Genomic DNA, 19,187 nt, shown 5'->3' with positions numbered 1-19,187 from the left:
TAAGCGCGCTCCGGGCTTGCAGAAGGCATGTAAACCGACTATCATGGAAGGGACGCTTGTTTGAGCTCAAACGACGACGAACCGCAGACGTCCTGGACGCTGATCGGTGAAATCGTACCTACATAAGGAGGATTATCATGCTACTCGATAATACAGGACTTAACGGGATTCGGTCCGATCTGGGACACTTCGACGAATCCGGCGATAAAGTCGGCTTTGTGCGCTGGCAGTGGGAATACCGCCGCGCCACCTATGATTTGAAGCTGCATGACCGCTCCGGCGGACAAGACTACTACTTGCGGATCTCCACACGCGCCATCGAAGGAAAGCTGGAAAATCCCGACGCGATCCTGGAGGTCGAGGCTGTCTACATCGGCCGCGCCACCTTCCCTCACGGTCTGGACTACGAGTCGCCAATTCCTCAGCCCGTCTTGGATGCCGCCAAGCAGCGCGCGCAGGACTTGAAGAAATTGCTGTCCTAACGGCTTGGGAGGTACAGGGATGAAAACTCCGGCCAGCGGCCAGCGTGGCACGCCAGATTTTATGTTGCTGATTCTGACGCTTCTGCTCGTGGGTTTCGGTCTTGTCATGGTGTTCAGCGCCAGCTCCAGTATGGCCGTCACCAAGCCCGCCTACAACAACGACGCCCTCTACTTCCTGAAGCGTCAGTTGATGTGGGTCGGGCTTGGCGCGTTGGCTATGCTCGTATTGATGAACATTCATTATCAGAAGTACAAGAAGCTTTTCCTGCTTTTCTTTATCGGCACGCTTGTCCTGCTCGTGCTGGTGCCCATTATCGGGGATACGAGAAACGGCGCCACAAGCTGGGTGTTCGGCATGCAGCCTACCGAATTCGCCAAACTGGCCATCATCCTCTATCTGGCGGCGATCATCGCCAAGAAGGATGAGAAATTCCGCGACTTCAAGCGGGGGCTGCTCCCGGTAATGATTGTCGTCGGTTTTTTCGCCTTCCTCATCATGCTCCAGCCCGATTTCGGCTCCTGCGCCATTCTGGTCATGTGCGCCTCGGCCATCGTCATTGCCGGAGGCTCGAATCTCAAGCACATTCTGCTGTCCTCCGCCGTGCTGCTAGGTCTGGCGGCGCTCGGAATGAGCTTCTACTTCCTGTTCAATCCGGATGCGGGCTTCGGCTTTCGGGGCGATCGATTTACGGCGTTCCTCGATCCGCTCGCCGACTCGCAAGGCAGCGGATACCATCTGTCGAGATCGCTTGAAGCCTTCGGCCACGGAGGTCTTACGGGAACTGGCCTCGGCAACAGCATACAGAAGCTGTTTTATCTACCCTATGCTTACAACGACTTCATCTTCGCGGTAATCGGCGAGGAGCTCGGCTTTATCGGAACTACGATTTTCCTGCTCTGTTACGTGCTTTTCCTGTGGAGAGCCTTGATCGTCTCGCTGCGCTGTCCGGACATCTTCGGCACGCTCGTAGGCATTGGCCTCGTCTCCTTGATCGCGATTCAGGCGCTCATCAACATGGGCGGCGTAAGCGGGGCCATTCCCATTACGGGGGTTACCCTTCCGTTCGTCAGCTACGGCGGCTCTTCCATGCTTACGCTGCTTGCCGGCATGGGCATCCTGCTAAGCATCTCAAGAGAATACAACCGAGTGGGCAAACCGGCGGAGAAGCCAGCACCCTCCCGCCCTACAGCGGTCGGGATCCATAGACCATAATGAATCAAAAAAAACGTGAACGGACGGCTCTTCGGCTGTCGTTCACGTTTTTTTTCTTATTGCATGATCGCTTATTTAACCCGATGAGGTTCCTCGGTCTCTTCGTCCTTAAAGGCTACGCCCTCTACCTTAACGTTGACCTCGATGACGGTAAGTCCGGTCATGTTCTCAACGGCTTCCCGCACGTTCTCCTGGAGCCTGCGGCTAACCTCTTGAATGGGAATGCCGTATTGCACAACAATTCTCAGATCGATGGCGGCTTCTACTTGCCCCACCTCGACGGACACACCCTTCTGGGCGTTTCGTCCGCTTAGCCTTTTGGCCAATCCTTCCGAAATCCCTCCGGACATCGCAGCGATTCCGGGGGTTTCCAATGCCGCTAATCCGGCAATTGTAGCGACGACATCATCGGAGATCCGAATTAAACCTTGTTGTATTTCTTCCGTCATAGCGGCCCACTCTCCCCAAGCTATTATGCTTCCATTGTAATGGAAGACAAGCCCATAATCAACTGCGCAGCAGGATGCGATTTGTCATTCTCGTGAAGAACCGTTTACGAAAGAACCTATCTTGGGTATAGTAATAAATGCCATTTGATGAAAATTGTACATCACCCTGAGGATGAGGTGTCCCCTTGCTGAGAAAACTGTTTTTCCCCTTGCTAGTCGTCACCTTTGTTTTGAGCGCGATCTCCCACTACCTCCACTGGGGCGCAGAGCTCGAATTCGCCTTCGCGGGCATCGCTATTCTGTTTGCCGCAGGCCTTCTCGGCAAAGCTACGGAATCCGTGGCCCATTATGCGGGCCAGAGGCTGGGCGGCTTTCTCAACGCGACGTTCGGCAACGCCGCGGAGCTGATCATCGCGATATTCCTGATCAAGGAGGGCCTCTACGACATCGTCAAGGCCAGCTTGACCGGGGCGATTATCGGCAATCTGCTGCTCGTTCTGGGCGCTAGCGCCCTGGTCGGCGGATTGAAGTTCAAGGAGCAGAAATTCAACATCCACTCCGCAGGACAGAATGCCTCATTAATGCTGCTCGCAGTGATCGCGCTGTTTATCCCCGCCATCTTCGTCAAGACTGAGCATATCTCAGAGCATGACACGATGACAATTAGTATCGTGGTTGCCGCCTTCCTCATCCTCGCCTATATCGGTTGGCTGATCTATTCGATGATCACGCACAAGGATCTGCTGGAGGATCACGTCGATACGAAGGCCGATCACGGCGAAGCCGCCCCCTGGTCCAAAGGCTTGTCCGTCCTTCTGCTTGTCGTCGCTACGGTGATGGTCGCCTTTATCAGCGAATGGCTCGTTCATACGCTGGATACGTTCTCGTCCCGGTTCGGGCTGTCCGAATTGTTCGTTGGCGCGTTCGTGGTCGCCATCGTCGGCAATGCGGCGGAGCATAGCGCGGCCATCGTTCTTGCGATGAAGAACAAGATGGGCGCAGCGGTCGAGATCGCTGTCGGAAGCAGTCTGCAAATCGCCCTGTTCGTTGCCCCTGTACTCGTCTTCATCAGCCTTCTGTTCGGCGGTGAAATGAACCTGATTTTTACCACGATCGAGATTGCCGCCATCGGCGTAGCCGTCCTGATCGCGACATCCATCTCCCGAGACGGCTCGACGACCTGGTTCGAGGGGATGCTGCTGCTGTTCGTCTACCTCATTCTCGGCGTGTCGTTCTACTTCGTATAGCCCTGCACCAGGCATCAACGCCTTCGGCGTCCTCTGACAGCCGAGTCTGCATCGTCAAAAAAAGAAGAGCAGCAGCCCTGCCCTGTCAGGGTGCTACTCTTCTTTCTTTTCCAACGCTTCGTATAACAACGCCAGATTGCGTTCCAACTGGCTGATCAGCAGTTTCCCTGCATTCTCATCCACCAATCCTGTACGCACCGCGAAATCAACAGCCCTTGAGAAGCCATACATCTGGGTATCCAGCACTTCTTCGTATAACGGGCATTTACGAGTCGTTAGGTTTTCCATCTGGATGGCGATCAACTTCTCGATTTTATCGGCATCTTCCTGAAGAAGCCTCTGCGCTTTTTCGTTCAGATCGATTGTAGTATCCGATGCTGCCATTCCCACTCCCCCTGTGCCCATACTCCCATTCATAAGCGAGCTGCTGTATGTCGATGGAAAGTCTTACGCCTGTTGTTTCTAGCTATCACTTTTATATTAGACGAAATTGCTCAGAAGCACAAGGACAGGGCACACCTTTCCCGAAACTTTCCTCAATAAAAAGGGATTTGCACACATAAAAACACCCCGTTCGGATGAACGGGATGCTATTCGCTGTTACTTTGGAGTCCCTGCGGAGTTATTCCACCACAGTAACGTTCAGGCCATGCTTGGAGAAGATCGCTCCGAGTTCTTTCTTCGCTTCCTCCGCATCCGGTCCGTGAACGTGAAGCTCATAGGAAAGGTTGCCTACAAGCGTAGTAAACAATCCTAAAATGCTTTTAACGTCAATGTACTTATTCTCTGCTTGAAGAACGATGGATGAACGGAACTTGTTCGCGGTTTGGGACAACTCTACAATAGCCGCATTGTTCGACATAGGATACCCTCCTAAAATTTAGGCATAGCAAATCTCACCCACATCATACCTTGTTCCCCCGAGCGCATGCAAGGGGAAAAAACATTATTTCAAGGAATCCGGGTTCAGGCCTTCCAGCTCCGGAAGCACGAACAAACCGTCTTTGCGGATCAGCACGTCGTCGAAGTACACTTCCCCGCCCCCGTACTCGGGTCTCTGGATCAGCACCAGGTCCCAATGAATGGAGGAGCGGTTCCCGTTATCGGTTACCTCGTAGGCTTGCCCTGGAGTAAAATGAAGGCTGCCGGCAATCTTCTCATCGAAAAGCGTATCCTTCATCGGGTGAAGGATATGCGGATTAAAGCCTAAGCTGAACTCCCCGATATGCCGCGCTCCGTCATCGCTATCCAACAGGGCGTTGATGCGTTCGGTATCGTTAGCGGTCGCTTCGATGATCTTGCCGCTTGAGAACGTGAACTTGACGTTCTCGTACGTAAACCCGTTGTACACGCTGGGCGTGTTGTACGAAATCGTGCCGTTGACGGAATCGCGCACAGGGCAAGAATACACTTCTCCGTCGGGAATATTGCGTTCCCCCGAGCATTTCTGCGCGCCGATCCCTTTGATCGAAAACCGGAGATCCGTTCCCGGACCGACTATTCGCACTTTGTCCGTGCGCGACATGAGCTGCTGCAGCGGGTCCATGGCCCGATCCATCTTGGCGTAGTCCAGATTGCACACGTCAAAATAAAAGTTCTCGAACGCTTCCGTGCTCATGCTGGCGGCTTGCGCCATAGAGGCGTTCGGATAACGCAAAATTACCCACTTGGTCCTTTTAACCCGCTGCTCCATATGTACGGGATGACGATGAATTCGGTCGAAGGCTTTCATCCGTTCAGACGGCACGTCCGCCAGCTCATTCGGGTTCTCTCCCGCTCGAATGCCGATGTAGGCGTCCATCCGTTTCATTCGTTCAAGGTCATAAGCGGCCCAAGTCTCCAATTGCTCATCGGTTCCGTGAAGCAGCAGCGTGCGCAGGACGGAGCGATCTTCGATCTCGACAAACGGATTGCCGCCGAGTCGGGCGACTTCCTCGATCAGACACTTCAGCAATTCACGCTCCGAGCCAATCATTTCGATGAGTACGTTTTCTCCCGGCTGCACCTTAACCGAGTATCCCGCCAAATTTGCGGCCAACTGTTGAATTCGCGGATCGCGCATAATTGATTTCTCTCCTTCTGTCTTACTTTCCTTCGCCTACATTGTACCACTTACCCGGAAGCAAGAAAATTCGTCAGGCAAATCCGTTTCTCGCTAAAGGCTTTGCCCTTCCATCGATAGGACAGCGCCGTCTCCTCTTTCATACGCTTGGGAAACCAGCTCTTGGAATCGGCGGTCCAGTAGACGACGGTGTCTACGCTTAATGTGGCTAGCGCCTCCTCCAGACGACGCTCCGCCGTCGCAAGCAATTCCTTCTCCCGACTGCCGCCAGCCAGATTGCCGGTGCGCAGGTTCTCTATCTCCTGCCTGAGCTCGCCGGCTATTCTGTCTTTGGCCGTCTTGTCGTTGAGCTTGATCCGAAGACGAACGGAGCCGTCTGCGGACGTCCCCCCGACGAAGGCCATAGCAGCGTTGCGGCCGTTCATGACCTCCAGCAATTTCAAAGGGCGGTAACCTGCGGGTCGGTAGGCGTTCTTGGCGTTCGCCGTCAACGCGCCCGGCGTTCTCCAGCTCAGCTTCACGTTCCCGTGCTGTCTAACCTCTCCCTTATAAGCCGCTTTGCTCCCGAGCTTTCCGCCGGGCTCATAGAGGGCAATTTCCCCTGCCAGGCCGTAGCTCTCCGCTCCGGACAGCGCTGAAGCGGACATGGCAAAGGCCTGCTCCGCCGCCATTCCCGTCCCGGGACCCATGCAGGACGTTTCGCCAATCAGCAGCGCAAGTCCTGCGCATAAACCGGCCGCCTTGCTTACGAGCTTTCCCATCGTCATCCCCCTTCGCATTCGTATCGTCTCCCCGTACGCTCCCGCTATTCATGCAAGCTCCGTTTTTTGCCTATACAAGCAAAAACGCCTTCGGCGTCCTCCGACAGCCGGAGAAGCTTTACGGAGACGATTCAGAGAAGGATAAGCGTGAAACTTATAAAGCATGTATCGTCAAAAAAACCTGCCCGGAGCCGCAGCTTCGGGCAAGTCAGATTCGATTAATGTCTTTCTCCGACGACAATGCAGTTTCTTCCGTGGTGCTTCGCTTCGTACAGAGCCATATCCGCCTTGTAGAACAACGTTTCTACGCTGATTTTGTCGTCGGTCATGCTCCATTCGGAGATGCCGCACGAGACGGTAACCTGAGGGCTCGTCTCCGCTTCGACCCGCTGGCGAATTCTTTCGGCGACTCGCTCTGTCTGCTCCAGATCAATGAGCGGCAAATAGATGGCCAGTTCCTCGCCTCCCCATCGCGCTGCAATGTCGCTGTCGCGGATGGAGGATTTGACGATATCGCTCACCTGAATCAGAATGTCGTCCCCGACCTGATGGCCGAATGTATCGTTGATCTTCTTGAAATGGTCGATGTCGACCAGGATAAGCGAACCGGAGCTGTCTCTCATTTGCTTGCGGCCGATTCTTTCGTTCAAGTAGTGCCGGGCGAACAGGCCGGTCAAGTTGTCTGTAATGACCATCCTCCGCACCTCGGCGTGAAGCGTCGCATTGGAGATCGCAAGCCCCAGATGGGCCGACAGCACCTGAAGCAGCTTGTAATTATCGTAGGAAAAATGATTCGCTTCCCGCTTGGTGATCATCACCGCGCCGATCACTTGCCCATTAAGCAGCAATGGCGACGCGAGCAGCGAACGGGAGGTCGTCACGTCCATTAGCTTGGAGGTAACGGGTGTCGCCGAACAATAATCCGACAAAATAATCGGTTCCTTCGTCGACCACATGACTCCGCAGAAGCCGTAGCTCTTCGAGTAGGTTTCCCCGATCATCTCCGCTACGTTCGCGGACATGACGATGAATTGCTGGGTAACGATATCATATTGCAAAATGCAGCAGAAGTCCGATTTGAAGATTCCAAGCAGCTCCGCAGAGGCAAATTGCATCGTTTCCGACAGCTTCAGACTGCTGTTGAGGCGCTGGGTCAGCTCGTTAATCAAACGAAGCTCTCCCACAAGCACGTTGGCTTGCTCGTGAAGCTTGGCTTTCTCGAACGCAGCTCCCGCAGCTCCCGCAAGCATCGTCAGGAAGCTCGTATCGGCTTCGTCGAACTGGCTTTCCGGCATGTCCAGACGCAGCACCCCGTATACGCCCTGTTTGCCGGACAAGGGCAGGGCGAGCCGATGTCTGCCATCCGACAGCTCCTCTCTCATGCGCCCGTCGAGAAACGCCGCTTTGCACAAATCCATATCGCTTAGATGGAAAGCCAGCGGCTTGACCTTCTCGTTCGGGCTCGAATAATCCTGCGACAGGAACAAGTCGGCCTTGCAGATCGGATAAAGCTGCTCAAGGCTGTCCAGCACTTCCGCCAATACGTTCTCTACGTCTATATGGTCGTTCAGCCTGCGCATCACGTCGAACAAAATATTTCTTCGCGCTTCCTCTTTCTTGGATAGCTTGCGCTCCATGAGCAAGCCGCCTACGAACAGGTTTTCAAACCCTCGATAGATGCAGCTCCGAATGTGAAGCGCCGCTGCCTGCAGAAGCTTCAGATCGCCCGCTTGGGCAGTTCCCGCCGCCAGCAAGCAGACGACGACCGCGCAAGGAAATCCGGTTGTCCGGGTGAAGATCGGAACCGCCAGCGTATCGAACGATTTCAGCCGGGCAAGCCGATGCTCCTCGGCTCTCATCAGCGTCGGCCGGCAAGTATGAAGCGCCCTGCTTGCGGCAGTAGGACCTATGTCCTCCTCCCTCCAGGAAGCGAACTCGCTCTCGTCGTCTTCGGCTAACGTCCCGGCGGACACGTTGCTCCCGTCGGAATGAAGCAGCGCAAGGGGGCCTCCCAGCCAGGGAAAACCATCCGCTTCCTCCAACCATTCGGCGAAGCCGGTCGCCAGCAGCTCGTGGATATAGGGCAAATCCGCCTCTGTTAATTCCTGCTTCTGCAGCCATTGCGGCAGTTGCTGACGGGGGCGGGATGGATTGTCATTATACTCTTGCGCCTCTTGCCATTGCAGCGGTTTCCACTTTTGGACCATGCCCGACACCTCCGTCCCCGATGTCTCTTTCTTTTACTATACAATGAAACAGTGATTTTTGCACTAGCTGGATGGAAGTCTATGGCCCTGCGACTTATTTTTGAAGTCCCTCTCCCTGCCTGCGTTTCCTCCTGCCGCTCTTGACAATATTGCCCGATCCCCTATAATATATTTAGTTGAATACTGGGCTTAGATCTTGTGGCACCCTCTCGGATGATCCGCCAGCGGGCAGCGGCTGAACTCCCTGCTGGAACCGATGTGTCGGTTATGGTGAATCCGCGCAACGAGACCCATTTTCAAAAATTCTCATTTTGAAAAAGGAGCTTTCTCACACATGGCAAGATATACAGGTCCTAAGTTTAAGTTAAGCCGCCGCCTTGGCATCTCCCTGAGCGGATCGGGCAAGGAATTGAAGCGCGCTTTCCCTCCGGGTCAGCACGGCGCTAACCAACGCCGCAAAATCAGCGGCTACGGCATGCAATTGCAAGAAAAGCAAAAGCTTCGCCACATGTACGGCCTGAACGAGAAGCAATTCCGCAACTTGTTCAACCGCGCTTCGAAGCAACAAGGTATCGCCGGCGAGAACTTCATGTTCTTGCTTGAAAGCCGCCTTGACAACCTCGTTTACCGTCTCGGTTGGGCGAACTCCCGCTATGGCTCCCGCCAGCTGGTATCGCATGGCCACGTAACGGTAAACGGCAAAAAAGTCGACATCGCTTCCTACACGGTTCAAGTGGGCGACAAAATCGGCCTTCGCGAGCGTAGCCGCTCCCTGAAGTCGATTAAGGAAGCACTGGAAGGCCGTCATCACATCCAAGGCTACCTTGAATATGATGCCAACGCTATGGAAGGCAAGTATACTCGTCTTCCGGATCGCGGCGAGCTGTCCCAAGACATCGACGTTAAACAAATCGTCGAATTCTACAGCCGTTAATTTCGGCTAATCGCAAACTAGTTCTAAAAAACCCCGAAGTCCCTTATAACAAAGGGATTCCGGGGTTTTTGTCGGTATCGATAAAATGCAGGATAATGCAATAAAATGCGCCGAAGTGGGGCTAATTGGGGCTAAATATTACGTGGGTAGACGCTATCCCCTTCACTATTGAGCTTGAAGAGCGAAAGGAAGCCCGGTCAAAATTCACCAGGGCTTTCTTCCGTTATTCGATCAGCTCATCACCGTTTGATATTCGCAAACGTTTGGGAATATTGTAAAATGGTTTTATTTGGAGAGGTGCAGTTCTATGAAACGACTACATATCCTTTATGCACTTATTATTTCACTGTTCATGTCGGGCTGCAGCAGTGTTGTGGTTCCTCCCCAAGAATCGGTAGCGCCCACGCAAATAGCGACTCAATCTCCAGCGTCAGCCCAAACTGTACACGATGAATATGACTACGAATTAATCTTTCCGAGCGATAAATACCCGGAGACAGCCTTACATATTCGCGGTGCTATTGAGCAGGGCTATTCTGACGTTTGCACAATCGACCGTGACGGCGCGGAAGAAAACAGGAAAGAGTCTCTGGCCGGGATCGATACGCGCGACGGTTATGACCGCGACGAATGGCCGATGGCTATGTGTGCGGAGGGCGGCAAGGGCGCCAGTGTTACATCGATTCGAGTGATAATCGGGGAGCTGGCAGCTGGGTCGGGCATCAGCTATCGGCGTATGAGGATGGTATGAGGATCTTGTTCATCGTGGACAAGCCGAAGGTGCTGTTTCCGCAGCAGCCAGATCCGGCAAGCCCTTCGAAGGATGTAGGACCTACAGACGAAGACAATGTAATTTATCCAAACTGTGCGGCTGTCCGCGAGGCTGGGAAGTCCCCGCTGCATAGAAGTGATCCTGGTTATTCTAAAAAGCTGGACCGCGACGGTGACGGCCTAGCATGTGAGTAGTCTAGTAACTACCGAATTCGAAAATCATGTGGCTCCTTAAGCATATAGGAACCGTCCTCAAATCGCACAGCATCTTCATCTTGATCAACAAGAATCCCACCATAATCAACTATCTGATCTTCGAGCCATACCATAACAGGTGTTTTGTTGTGTATCGCAGCATGGATCTTTTCATACGTATCAAGCAAAAATCCCCTCTTAAACATTGACCATTCCTCCCATTTCAAATTATTTCGACATTTAGGAGGATTACCCTTCAATTAGTCGAAATAACTAGAAAGAAATCAAAAAATGTATTAATTGGGAGGAATCTGATTTGGGTAAGAAGTCAGTGCTTTTTTTATCATTAATTACGGTATTTGCTTTGGGGGTGGCTTCAGCAACAGCGGCAGCGAAAATTGAAAATATAAAGGCTACAATTAACTATGCCATTACAACAAAGATTCTCGGCAAAAGCTTTGCGCCTAAAGATGATAAAGGAAAAGAAATTCGCCCAATTACTTATAACGGACGTATCTATGTTCCAGCAGTTCAATTCGCGAACAGTTTAGGATTTGCTTCTGAGTTTAAGAATAACTCTTTGGTTGTAGGGGAAAAGAGCGGAAAGACGGATCTAATCAAAGGTAAATATTTTCAGAGCTATTCGATGGGTAGCCCAACAACAGATCCTGATTTGCTGACAGCAGGTGGGGAGACATATAAATCTGGATTCTATGCACTTATTACGAGCGGGTATAATGAAGATTTTATTAACCTGACTACCAACGAAAAATTCCAAAAGTTAACCTTTAAGGCAGTTGTAAAATCGGGCGAAGAACCGTTCACGGTAATCGTAAGTGATAAAAAAAGTGGCTTAGTTTACAATCAGTTTAAGATTGATGCGAATAGCGGTGTAATCGGTCAAGATATAGATATTGGAGCTTCGAAGGAAGTTCAGATCAGGGTAAAATCATCGTTAGGCAGCAGTTCCAAGTTTTCGAGAGAAGAGCCTGGGGAATTGATATTGGCTGATATTTTTGCATACTAAGTAATAAAATCACTCAAGCACCTTCGGGTGCTTTTTATTTTGGCTTGATGATGGGGATATTACCTCAAGGTAATACAAAAAGACACGGTCACATAGACCGGGCCTCGTTTTGCTTTGCTACTATGTTCCTGCATTTCGGAAAGTTCGAACAGCCCCAGAATTCTCCCCTAGACCCTTTTCTCAAGACCATAGGTGATCCGCAGCGGTTACATGTTGTCTCCTCTTCCTTCGGCCCCTGCTGAACCACTTGAGCGGCTACAGAGGTCTGCCCTGCGTTTAGCTTAAGACTCATTTCAATTAATTGTTCACGGTCGATCAATCTAACGTTATTTGATTTCGCCAGCGTGATAGCCGCTTCTGTATAACCGCTGTTTGAGATTACCCATGCTTCTACGGCTCCATAATGAGCTATAGAAGCTTGCGCTTCTTGAACAGCCTTGATCCCGACATTCCTCGAATAGCGTTTTGCCTGGACAACGATCTTACGCCCATCCTTCGTAATTTCCAAGTCGGCTCCAAAGTCTCCAGCAGCTTGAGTGACGTTAACGGAGTAGCCATGTGATTTGAAGAGATGTCCCAGGTAAAGTTCAAACTGCCGACCACTCATCTTGTCGATATCAGCAATCCCGGACTTCTTTAGCCGCTCTTGCCTTGCTTGATTCACAAAGGACATAATCATGAAGAGAATGGCAAATACAACCACAATCGCGATAAATCCAGCAATAAATGATTGTGTCAAATAAACTGTCCCAAAGAATGAACCTAACATTAATAGCCCCATAAGGGCCTGAACAGGATCAGTCTGCTTCTTTCTTCTTCTAGCCATAATAACTCTCCTTATAATAGGTAATACAGACTAGTTACAAGGATACATAATTTTACCTTTTATGACAATACGGTATAATCATGACAGGCGCCTAAGCGCCCGTGAGGCTACAGCAGAGAAAACCGAAAGCTGATATCGTTATGGCGTTTTTCGCAGGAACCCGCTACGAGGGAGCGACGCGAAATCTCCCCTTTACATAGATGCTCTTTGGACAATTTGATATTCGCAAACGTTTGCGAATTTGGTTCTGCAGCGGGCGGATCGTAGAGCATACGAGGGATTTTATTCAGCTGGATGATGGGGATTATTACTTTAAGGTGGGGTGTGAGGTAAAGTTGAATTTAAAAAAGCCTCAGCGTTAGCTGAGACTTCTTACAACGATGCCAAAAGGCTAATTAATTGGGAGTAGACCTTCTATGCCCGGGAACCTTAGTTCCATCTTTCTTTGTGTAGGGTTTGACAGGTACAATTTTCTTAGTCTGCTTTCCTCTAACGCTGGATTTAGTTTGAGCCATGAAGCATCCTCCTTCCCAACAATCTTATATGTTTTATGAAAATATCCCCCAGCCGTGGGGATATCAGATTAGTGCTTAGTTTTCGTCTTTCTTGTCTACTGCTTTTTCTTGCTTCTGCTTCTTCTCGGTGTACTTTTTGTGCTGTTCCTCGGTGACTTCAAAGCAAAATGCCTCAAGTCCTTTTTCATATGCGAACAGCTTTCTGCCATTTCGTAGCGTAATAAAAGGTGTACAAACTAGCATGTTTATCAACTTCCTTCCGAAGGTTGTACCGAAAAAAACCTTGCAGAAGGACAACCAGTAGTGATACATTAAAGTTGTCGAAGCTTTTTATGTATCGGCCGCACTTTTGGTTGTCTAAACCTACAGTCGGCTATGCCGTAGGCCCTCTACAAGGCCTGCGGTATTTTATTTTTTCTAGCCTCATGTCTTATCCCCCTCTCCACCATTTACATACTCTTAACAATCTCGCATTTGAATCTCTGCAACTTGTCTCGATACCTTACACTGAGACATTATCTCAAATATATTCATTCCCTTAATTACATTGGGCGGTGCAAGCAATTCACCTGCAAACGTGTTTGCTTGCCATTCCGGGTTTAAGTAAGGGGGAACATTTTTTGCAGCACTCCCCCTAGCAAATGCTACCCTGCTCGGAGTATGTAAAAAATAATGTCCTATTTCATGAGCAACTGTAAACCGATGTCTAGGCATTCCTTTTACCGCCCCATCATAAACATCTTCTCTTAAAAGAATCGTATGATCTTGAGGAATAGCAAGACCATAATGCCCACCCATCTCATGAATGGGCATTATATGGTAAATAAAATCTGGATCAACTTGAGGTAGGATGTGTTCCAGGAACTCCATAACGGGGAATTCCTTCACATCTTTTGCTCCTAAAGCATCTCGCATATCAGCAGCAAGATCCCTAATTTTTAACCTAGATAGCGGCTGGGCGACGTATAGGGTCATCGAGATCCTCCCTTATTATGATTCGAGAGAATTTCTCGAATTTTCATCTTATTGCTCTCGTCCAGATCTTTTAATTCTCGTGCAAATGCCATAATCAAAGTTTTGTCTTCATTGCCGTAGCCTTTCATATCGATCTTGTTCGATATTTTAGATCCCTCAATCGCTTGGAGCAATTCTCTTTGCTCGTCAGCATTCAGTGAATACTCGTTAATCAATATATTCACCCAATCCTTAGGGACGTTGCGCTTGCCGTTTTCCACGGCGGATAAGTAAGAAGAGGTTACCTCCAATTTATCTGCCATTTCCTTTAGCAACTCTCCTGTGTCAATTCTCAGTTTCCTACAGAATTTCCCAAAAAGGGTCAACACGGATTGTTCCTCCTTCCAGAATGTAAACCTCAGCAAAAAAGCGACCAGATCTTTCCTCCTCCTTTAATGTACTACAAAACCGCCCGATAAATCAACAGTTTTTTTGTTAATTTTTCGGACATCTTTTTTGCCACATAAAAAAGCCCGAGAGCCTAAGCCTCGGGCTGATAAGTCTATTACAGATGCGGATTATGGATCGATATGGTTAAATGCACTGACCGTACGCTTATCCATGCATAAACTAATCGGGTGATGAACATCACAATAATCAACAGGTGGTGAATTCCTTGAGCGGAGTAGTAGGTGGGTATGGCGGAAGCTGCGGCGGACATGGCGGCATGCAAGCAGCAGCCTTTGTTCTTGTGCTCTTTATCTTGTTGGTTATCATCTTGCGCGCAGGAACAGGGATCTACTAAGAATCACCCCACTGTATTTTCTTCCCGGATTATGTGATGGCGAATATCGAAAAACCCCACTAACCTGCTGAGTGGGGTTTTCTTTATAGATAGCCCGAGAGCCTAAGCCCCCTGGCTGATCGTTATGGATTCTCTACTTCGTACTCGTCCACATCGAACGTTAATATCTTATCGAAGATCACGTATTCGGTCCGTGTCTTGAACGGCCCTTTGTTCCATGTCTTCACGAATTTGTATTTGGCTGGGCCGCTGCCTGCGTCCTTGGCATCGTACCAGGAAAGGAAGGCGTTCAGTTCGGCTGCAGACAGGTCGTACTCTTTGATCTGGCCACCGGAAATGTAGATCGTAAGGAGCGCGCGTTCAAAGCTTGGTTCAACAGGAACTTCCGGCTCTTCAAAAAAACCAAACACATTAAAATCATTGACTACCGTTGTGCCAAGTGCGGTTCCGCTAGAAAGTTTAATCCTCGTTACTCCTGAAACGGGTGAAGCAAGTTCTATGACATGGCCTGACGATGATGGCATATATATAGACGATAACAAACTTCCATCTTCACCATAGAACTCTAATGATAGTGCGGAAAAATTATAAGCTGGGTGACTGGCATCGTACTTACTCACGTTTGCGCTGATTTGATATTTGTTTACTGTAGCACTTGTTGGAAAGTCGAGGTATACCCCTGTATTGGTTGTGCCGCTCTTCCCAAATGTCATACCTGTGCTTAAACTTCCATCAGTTATAACATTTGTTGTTGTCATATTGGGATAGACTGGCGAGATAATATTCATAAAGTTGTTATCAAGTAGTCCACCAAGGTACTGTGGGGATTCGAATGTCTTATTAAAAAGATCAAATTCGAAAATTCTAGTAGGATTTGTTGTATGAGTATTTTTCAATGTTATTTTTGTAATGTTCTCAGCAGCGACATTAAGTATTTGTAATGAGCCGTAGAAGGATGGCCTTGCAATTTCTGCTACTAACACATTCGATGAATCATAAAAACCTACAGTTATGTATGGAATATCCGAAGTCCCAGATCTATAAGAAAGGGCACTTAACTTAAAAGCTGTGATCGATTGAGGCTCATCAAATGTATACGATAAGACGCTTTGGGACGTACTCGTCACTTTTGGAAACTCAATGTAGGTTGAAGCAACCCCATCCGTCACAACATCCGTTGTTGCCAATTGAGTTCCAGAAGAATTTAATACGTTAAGAGTTTTTCCCCTTAACAAACCAACGTCATTAGGTGAAGCAGCACTCGCAGAGGTTACCGACAAGCTTGAAAAACCCAGAAACAGCAATACCGTGAGAATTAAAGCTCTCTTCATTTATGTTCCTCCTCTTATGTAATGCCACCATCATACAAGGAAAATTCAGGAATTTGCAGACTGATAATCGACAGGAATCTACAATATACTGGAAGGTTGAAAGGAAAAACCCGGAAGCCGTAACCTCCGGGCGAATGATTAAATCTTGAAACCCATGACCCGCAACGACACAGCCAGGGAGCGCCAGAAGTCCAACGTTCCGGTCGGGTTGTTGATCTTAGACAGAACACCCTCGCCGAACTCCTTCACAAACCACGCAGGCGCTGGCTTAACCTCCGTCGCATCCTTGACAGCCATCGTCAGTGTCGTGACTTTGCTTGTCAACTCGTCCACCTTTTTGCTCATTGCCTCAAATTGCTTGCGCTCCGTATCTGTCATCGCTTCGTCCTCCTCGTTTTTGGTTGGCTCGGGCTGCGGGAACACCCAATACTGCCGAGCCTCCCGCACAAATACCAGCTCGTCCGCCTCGATAATGCCATCGTCCTTTACACCCTGCCGTATCAACCCGTCGTTGCCGTATTTTCTGTTGTCATGGTTAGGGTCATAGACCTCTATCCATTTTCCTTTGATGCTGACCATGAGGACGTAATGCCCTCCCCCTGTCAGGTGTCCGGGTCCCATCGATACGATAACGAGCGCACCGGCTGCTAGAGCTTGTTTAGCCGTCGCCAGATTGCTCGTCTGCAAACAAGTCAGTCCGTTCTTTTTGGCGGCAGCGGCGAAGTAGCTCCACTTAGTTCCGCTGTCCGCTGTGCGGTAGCCGTTGTCTACGGCCCACTTAGCAGCCTCCGGGGGCAGTATGGGCTTGTCTCCAAAAGTGCTGGCGACCATCGCGAAGCATGTCGGGCCGCAAGCGGATGTGCCTATCGTCTGCTTGGGGTCGTTGCGGATCGTGTAGGGAATATTGGCCCATCCCTTGTCCTCTTGGCTGTAATAGACAGTCATTTACCGACGGCCCCCTCCCTCGCCTGTTTGAACGCCTGATGACCCGCAACGGCCACCGCGCCGACGATGATGCCCTGAACAATCGCCTCTACCGTGTAGCCGATCACGCCGCCCGTCAGCAGCACCGCAGCGGTGATAACGATGTACAGAATGCTCCAGTCCGGTACGCTCGGCGTCCGCTTGAGGCCGTACCCAATTACCCAGCAAGCCGCCAGTACGATAACCAACCTTGTGTCAATAAATCCTGCGATAGTGTTCCAATCCATATGATCAGCTCCCATTAAATTTTGTTGCTGCCGCTACTACAACTGCAATAATCGCTCCGACAACGGTACGCCATAACCAACGTTGATTGTCTGCGATGTCGTCGATACGATGATGTGCCGACTTTGACTTGTCCAGAGCTTCGACTGCCTTGTCCTTTGCCTCGTCCGCTGTATCCCGGACATCCGTCATTGCATCGATCTTTGTCTCCACTCTGACGATTCGCTCTCGAATCTCTGATAAAACCTGCGCCTCATTACCTGACAACTGCCCCACCCTCCTTAATATAAAAGAGCCCCGCTTATGCGGAGCCCTGCGTATCTGCATCCAGCAACACTTGCACATCTGCCCGCCAGCGGATAGGCACATCGTCGATTGCCTTCAAGCCCTTTTGGATCAGTTCGTAGTAGATCTTAGCCATGTTAAGTGCCTCCCATGTAAAGTTCTGCAAGCTCCACAAGAGCACGCTGCATCGCCGTTTTATCAGCTTCCTGTGCTTCCGCGAGTTCTGCGAGTGCCAGTTGTATCTTTGTCTCTTCTTCCAGCCGCAAATCTTCCGGTGTCTTTTCGAAGAGCATTCGCTCGAATTCCGACCGCGATAGGGTGCGCCCCTCAATCTCTGCCCCTCGTGCCAGAATCTCCGGAGTCGGCTGATCGAGCAGCACAGGGTCGGGATACTCGGCCATCTCTGAGGGGTCGTATAGGTAAATCGTCTCCGTGACAATTGTCGGCTGCCCCTGCTCATCCAGCGCTTCGCGCTCTATTTGCGCGGTCGCAATCGCCCACATGGGCTTTCCGTCGTCTAGTCTAAAGCGCATATTAGTCTCTCCTTATGTGCGATTTCCTGCGGTAGTTATAGTACCGGTGCCATTGTCAGAAAACGCGGTTGTGCCGCTTTGGTACAAATCATTGTTGGTGACGTAGTGGCCCACGCCAGTGCTAATTCGGAGGCCATAAGTAGGCGATGCCGTGCCTTTCCTCACTGTGTTTCCTTGGATATTGCTGTACATGCCGCCGCTGATAGTGATGCCGGCGGTGGTGTTGCTGCTGCACGCGTTTCCGGTAATGGTGTTGTTGTTTCCGACACTAGTAATGCCATTGTTGTTGCTGCTGCACGTGTTACCGGTAATGGTGTTGTTGCCGTCGCTGGCATTGATGCCGTTGGCTGTGTTGCTGCTGCAAGTGTTGTCGGTAATCGTGTTGTTGTTGCCGATGAAGATATAGATGCCGTTGCCAGTGTTACTGATGCATGTGTTGCCGATAATGGTGTTGTTGTTTCCGCTGCTGATAGTGATGCCAGCGGTGGTGTTGCTGCTGCACGCGTTGCCGGTAATGGTGTTGTAGTTGCTGCCGCTGATAGAGATGCCGTCGTTGCGTAAATTCGTAATCTTTGTCTGCTCGACAGTACAGTACTCAACAATAGATAAATAAATTCCGAGCATGGTACCGGATGTCTGATTCGCTTTATTCCCGTCAATTAGCAAATCCCGAATTAGAATGTTTCTGTTACCGTTAGTAGTGTCGGCGTTTGATATGATATTCACGTTTGCATTGTGACTGTTCCGTAACTTGATAACCGTGGCCGCGCCCACACCTTCCAACGTTACATTACTATTCAGCAGTATGCTTCCGCTCACGGTATACAAGCCTTCCATGAGCAGCACTTTGCCCCCACTCGCAGGCAGTGTATTGATCGCGTTATTAATGGTCGTTTGGTCACTGAAGCCTGAACAGACGTAATCTGCACCAGTCTTGGACTTTGCGCTGCTGTTGTTGGCTGCTACAACAAGCGTAGCGGTGCGTTGTCCAACGGATAGCGCTGCGATTGCCTGCGCTACCCGCAGCGGCGTCATATCCGTTGAATTGTCCGTCCCAGCCTCCGCCTGTGTCTGTGTGGCAATCGCTCGGTTCACCTGTGCCCCGGCTGCAATATCGCCGAGCTTCGTCTTTTCTGCATCCGTCATAAAGCGGTTATTGGCGTCTTGCGTAATAATGGACGGCGGATGCGTGGCAGGATGCACATAATTGTTGGCTCCAACCGCAATTCCTGCCAGCTTGTTCTTCTCCGCGGTTGTGTAATCCTCCGTCGACAACCCTCTCCCAGCGACCTTGTCCACTTTTTCATTGATCTCCTGCCCGATTAGGTTCATGTCCGCTGGACGGACTGTGTCGCTCGCTTGCCAATCTATCTTTGCCATG

The 19,187-nt window shown here is 50.4% G+C and carries 22 protein-coding genes and 2 pseudogenes; 7 read left to right on the top strand and 17 right to left on the bottom strand.

From position 1 onward, the window contains the following. Positions 1-137 precede the first annotated feature (137 nt). Positions 138-482: a YugN family protein gene (locus ACFO1S_RS20510; protein ID WP_204601405.1), complete on the top strand. Its 345-nt coding sequence runs from the start codon at positions 138-140 to the stop codon at positions 480-482. A gap of 19 nt (positions 483-501) precedes the next feature. After that, complete coding sequence (gene ftsW, locus ACFO1S_RS20505; protein ID WP_204601404.1) at positions 502-1,695, top strand: putative lipid II flippase FtsW; 1,194 nt, start codon at positions 502-504, stop codon at positions 1,693-1,695. A gap of 71 nt (positions 1,696-1,766) precedes the next feature. On the opposite strand, the gene ACFO1S_RS20500 is transcribed toward ftsW, so the two are convergent. After that, on the bottom strand, positions 1,767-2,144 hold the full coding sequence (locus ACFO1S_RS20500; RefSeq protein WP_204601403.1) for an Asp23/Gls24 family envelope stress response protein: 378 nt from the start codon (positions 2,142-2,144) through the stop codon (positions 1,767-1,769). 185 nt (positions 2,145-2,329) lie between these two features. On the opposite strand from ACFO1S_RS20500, the gene cax reads away from it, so the two are divergent. Continuing rightward, on the top strand, positions 2,330-3,391 hold the full coding sequence (cax, locus tag ACFO1S_RS20495; protein ID WP_204601402.1) for a calcium/proton exchanger: 1,062 nt from the start codon (positions 2,330-2,332) through the stop codon (positions 3,389-3,391). Between the two features lie 93 nt (positions 3,392-3,484). Here cax and ACFO1S_RS20490 read toward each other — a convergent pair whose 3' ends face one another. The 5 genes from ACFO1S_RS20490 to ACFO1S_RS20470 form a co-directional block, all read right to left on the bottom strand. Beyond that, positions 3,485-3,775, bottom strand: a complete 291-nt coding sequence (locus tag ACFO1S_RS20490) for an Fpa/YlaN family protein (RefSeq protein WP_204601401.1) — start codon at positions 3,773-3,775, stop codon at positions 3,485-3,487. Between the two features lie 238 nt (positions 3,776-4,013). After that, entirely contained in the window at positions 4,014-4,253 is a 240-nt protein-coding gene (locus ACFO1S_RS20485; RefSeq protein ID WP_204601400.1) for an HPr family phosphocarrier protein, read from the bottom strand. Between the two features lie 84 nt (positions 4,254-4,337). Next, positions 4,338-5,453 carry an aminopeptidase gene (locus ACFO1S_RS20480; RefSeq protein ID WP_204601399.1) on the bottom strand — a complete coding sequence of 372 codons (1,116 nt, stop codon included), beginning with the start codon at positions 5,451-5,453 and terminating at the stop codon, positions 4,338-4,340. A 50-nt stretch (positions 5,454-5,503) separates the two neighbouring features. Then, entirely contained in the window at positions 5,504-6,214 is a 711-nt protein-coding gene (locus ACFO1S_RS20475; protein ID WP_204601398.1) for a hypothetical protein, read from the bottom strand. A 218-nt stretch (positions 6,215-6,432) separates the two neighbouring features. Further along, positions 6,433-8,421 carry a diguanylate cyclase domain-containing protein gene (locus ACFO1S_RS20470; protein ID WP_204601397.1) on the bottom strand — a complete coding sequence of 663 codons (1,989 nt, stop codon included), beginning with the start codon at positions 8,419-8,421 and terminating at the stop codon, positions 6,433-6,435. A gap of 334 nt (positions 8,422-8,755) precedes the next feature. On the opposite strand from ACFO1S_RS20470, the gene rpsD reads away from it, so the two are divergent. From rpsD to ACFO1S_RS28725, 3 genes and pseudogenes are all read left to right on the top strand, one after another. Beyond that, positions 8,756-9,355, top strand: a complete 600-nt coding sequence (rpsD, locus tag ACFO1S_RS20465; RefSeq protein ID WP_204601396.1) for a 30S ribosomal protein S4 — start codon at positions 8,756-8,758, stop codon at positions 9,353-9,355. A gap of 307 nt (positions 9,356-9,662) precedes the next feature. Next, a pseudogene (locus ACFO1S_RS20460) lies at positions 9,663-10,123 on the top strand (excalibur calcium-binding domain-containing protein); the annotation flags it as partial. 75 nt (positions 10,124-10,198) lie between these two features. Further along, positions 10,199-10,321: pseudogene (locus tag ACFO1S_RS28725) on the top strand (excalibur calcium-binding domain-containing protein); the annotation flags it as partial. A gap of 8 nt (positions 10,322-10,329) precedes the next feature. On the opposite strand, the gene ACFO1S_RS20450 reads toward ACFO1S_RS28725, so the two are convergent. Next, positions 10,330-10,527 (bottom strand): hypothetical protein, encoded by a 198-nt coding sequence (locus tag ACFO1S_RS20450; protein WP_204601394.1) that lies wholly within the window; start codon positions 10,525-10,527, stop codon positions 10,330-10,332. A 110-nt stretch (positions 10,528-10,637) separates the two neighbouring features. Here ACFO1S_RS20450 and ACFO1S_RS20445 point away from each other — a divergent pair, with 110 nt between their 5' ends. Continuing rightward, positions 10,638-11,348, top strand: coding sequence for a hypothetical protein (locus ACFO1S_RS20445; RefSeq protein ID WP_204601393.1), 711 nt, complete (start codon positions 10,638-10,640; stop codon positions 11,346-11,348). Positions 11,349-11,436: 88 nt separating this feature from the next. On the opposite strand, the gene ACFO1S_RS20440 is transcribed toward ACFO1S_RS20445, so the two are convergent. The 10 genes from ACFO1S_RS20440 to ACFO1S_RS20395 form a co-directional block, all read right to left on the bottom strand. Next, positions 11,437-12,174, bottom strand: a complete 738-nt coding sequence (locus tag ACFO1S_RS20440) for a restriction endonuclease (protein ID WP_204601392.1) — start codon at positions 12,172-12,174, stop codon at positions 11,437-11,439. Positions 12,175-13,148: 974 nt separating this feature from the next. Continuing rightward, positions 13,149-13,664: an ImmA/IrrE family metallo-endopeptidase gene (locus ACFO1S_RS20435; RefSeq protein ID WP_204601391.1), complete on the bottom strand. Its 516-nt coding sequence runs from the start codon at positions 13,662-13,664 to the stop codon at positions 13,149-13,151. After that, entirely contained in the window at positions 13,661-13,966 is a 306-nt protein-coding gene (locus tag ACFO1S_RS20430; protein ID WP_378127458.1) for a transcriptional regulator, read from the bottom strand. Before ACFO1S_RS20430 ends, ACFO1S_RS20435 begins: the two co-directional genes overlap by 4 nt. A gap of 604 nt (positions 13,967-14,570) precedes the next feature. Beyond that, positions 14,571-15,779 carry a hypothetical protein gene (locus ACFO1S_RS20425; RefSeq protein WP_204601388.1) on the bottom strand — a complete coding sequence of 403 codons (1,209 nt, stop codon included), beginning with the start codon at positions 15,777-15,779 and terminating at the stop codon, positions 14,571-14,573. Between the two features lie 138 nt (positions 15,780-15,917). Next, complete coding sequence (locus ACFO1S_RS20420; RefSeq protein ID WP_204601387.1) at positions 15,918-16,724, bottom strand: C39 family peptidase; 807 nt, start codon at positions 16,722-16,724, stop codon at positions 15,918-15,920. Next, the gene (locus ACFO1S_RS20415) at positions 16,721-16,990 is read right to left on the bottom strand and encodes a phage holin family protein (protein ID WP_204601386.1); all 270 of its coding nucleotides are present in this window, start codon (positions 16,988-16,990) and stop codon (positions 16,721-16,723) included. The genes ACFO1S_RS20420 and ACFO1S_RS20415 overlap by 4 nt, the downstream gene beginning before the upstream one ends. A 4-nt stretch (positions 16,991-16,994) precedes the next feature. Continuing rightward, positions 16,995-17,255 carry a hemolysin XhlA family protein gene (locus ACFO1S_RS20410; RefSeq protein ID WP_378127456.1) on the bottom strand — a complete coding sequence of 87 codons (261 nt, stop codon included), beginning with the start codon at positions 17,253-17,255 and terminating at the stop codon, positions 16,995-16,997. A 34-nt stretch (positions 17,256-17,289) separates the two neighbouring features. Beyond that, positions 17,290-17,409: a CD1375 family protein gene (locus ACFO1S_RS20405; protein WP_378127455.1), complete on the bottom strand. Its 120-nt coding sequence runs from the start codon at positions 17,407-17,409 to the stop codon at positions 17,290-17,292. A 1-nt stretch (position 17,410) separates the two neighbouring features. Then, complete coding sequence (locus ACFO1S_RS20400; RefSeq protein ID WP_204601384.1) at positions 17,411-17,806, bottom strand: hypothetical protein; 396 nt, start codon at positions 17,804-17,806, stop codon at positions 17,411-17,413. 12 nt (positions 17,807-17,818) lie between these two features. Beyond that, positions 17,819-19,186 (bottom strand): right-handed parallel beta-helix repeat-containing protein, encoded by a 1,368-nt coding sequence (locus ACFO1S_RS20395; protein WP_204601383.1) that lies wholly within the window; start codon positions 19,184-19,186, stop codon positions 17,819-17,821. Position 19,187 lies beyond the last annotated feature (1 nt).

The sequence above is a fragment of the Cohnella boryungensis genome (assembly GCF_042651945.1).
GTDB classification, from domain to species: Bacteria; Bacillota; Bacilli; order Paenibacillales; family Paenibacillaceae; genus Cohnella; species Cohnella boryungensis.
The sequence above is the reverse complement of the archived record's forward strand: the minus strand, read 5'-3'. Positions and strand labels throughout refer to the sequence as shown.

Coding starts and splice junctions, on each gene's coding strand:
- ACFO1S_RS20510 (WP_204601405.1), top strand. CDS start 138: ATGCTACTCGATAATACAGGACTTAACGGGATTCGGTCCGATCTGGGA.
- ftsW (WP_204601404.1), top strand. CDS start 502: ATGAAAACTCCGGCCAGCGGCCAGCGTGGCACGCCAGATTTTATGTTG.
- ACFO1S_RS20500 (WP_204601403.1), bottom strand. CDS start 2,144: ATGACGGAAGAAATACAACAAGGTTTAATTCGGATCTCCGATGATGTC.
- ACFO1S_RS20490 (WP_204601401.1), bottom strand. CDS start 3,775: ATGGCAGCATCGGATACTACAATCGATCTGAACGAAAAAGCGCAGAGG.
- ACFO1S_RS20485 (WP_204601400.1), bottom strand. CDS start 4,253: ATGTCGAACAATGCGGCTATTGTAGAGTTGTCCCAAACCGCGAACAAG.
- ACFO1S_RS20480 (WP_204601399.1), bottom strand. CDS start 5,453: ATGCGCGATCCGCGAATTCAACAGTTGGCCGCAAATTTGGCGGGATAC.
- ACFO1S_RS20475 (WP_204601398.1), bottom strand. CDS start 6,214: ATGGGAAAGCTCGTAAGCAAGGCGGCCGGTTTATGCGCAGGACTTGCG.
- ACFO1S_RS20470 (WP_204601397.1), bottom strand. CDS start 8,421: ATGGTCCAAAAGTGGAAACCGCTGCAATGGCAAGAGGCGCAAGAGTAT.
- rpsD (WP_204601396.1), top strand. CDS start 8,756: ATGGCAAGATATACAGGTCCTAAGTTTAAGTTAAGCCGCCGCCTTGGC.
- ACFO1S_RS20450 (WP_204601394.1), bottom strand. CDS start 10,527: ATGTTTAAGAGGGGATTTTTGCTTGATACGTATGAAAAGATCCATGCT.
- ACFO1S_RS20440 (WP_204601392.1), bottom strand. CDS start 12,174: ATGGCTAGAAGAAGAAAGAAGCAGACTGATCCTGTTCAGGCCCTTATG.
- ACFO1S_RS20435 (WP_204601391.1), bottom strand. CDS start 13,664: ATGACCCTATACGTCGCCCAGCCGCTATCTAGGTTAAAAATTAGGGAT.
- ACFO1S_RS20430 (WP_378127458.1), bottom strand. CDS start 13,966: ATGGCAGATAAATTGGAGGTAACCTCTTCTTACTTATCCGCCGTGGAA.
- ACFO1S_RS20425 (WP_204601388.1), bottom strand. CDS start 15,779: ATGAAGAGAGCTTTAATTCTCACGGTATTGCTGTTTCTGGGTTTTTCA.
- ACFO1S_RS20420 (WP_204601387.1), bottom strand. CDS start 16,724: ATGACTGTCTATTACAGCCAAGAGGACAAGGGATGGGCCAATATTCCC.
- ACFO1S_RS20415 (WP_204601386.1), bottom strand. CDS start 16,990: ATGGATTGGAACACTATCGCAGGATTTATTGACACAAGGTTGGTTATC.
- ACFO1S_RS20405 (WP_378127455.1), bottom strand. CDS start 17,409: ATGGCTAAGATCTACTACGAACTGATCCAAAAGGGCTTGAAGGCAATC.
- ACFO1S_RS20400 (WP_204601384.1), bottom strand. CDS start 17,806: ATGCGCTTTAGACTAGACGACGGAAAGCCCATGTGGGCGATTGCGACC.
- ACFO1S_RS20395 (WP_204601383.1), bottom strand. CDS start 19,186: ATGGCAAAGATAGATTGGCAAGCGAGCGACACAGTCCGTCCAGCGGAC.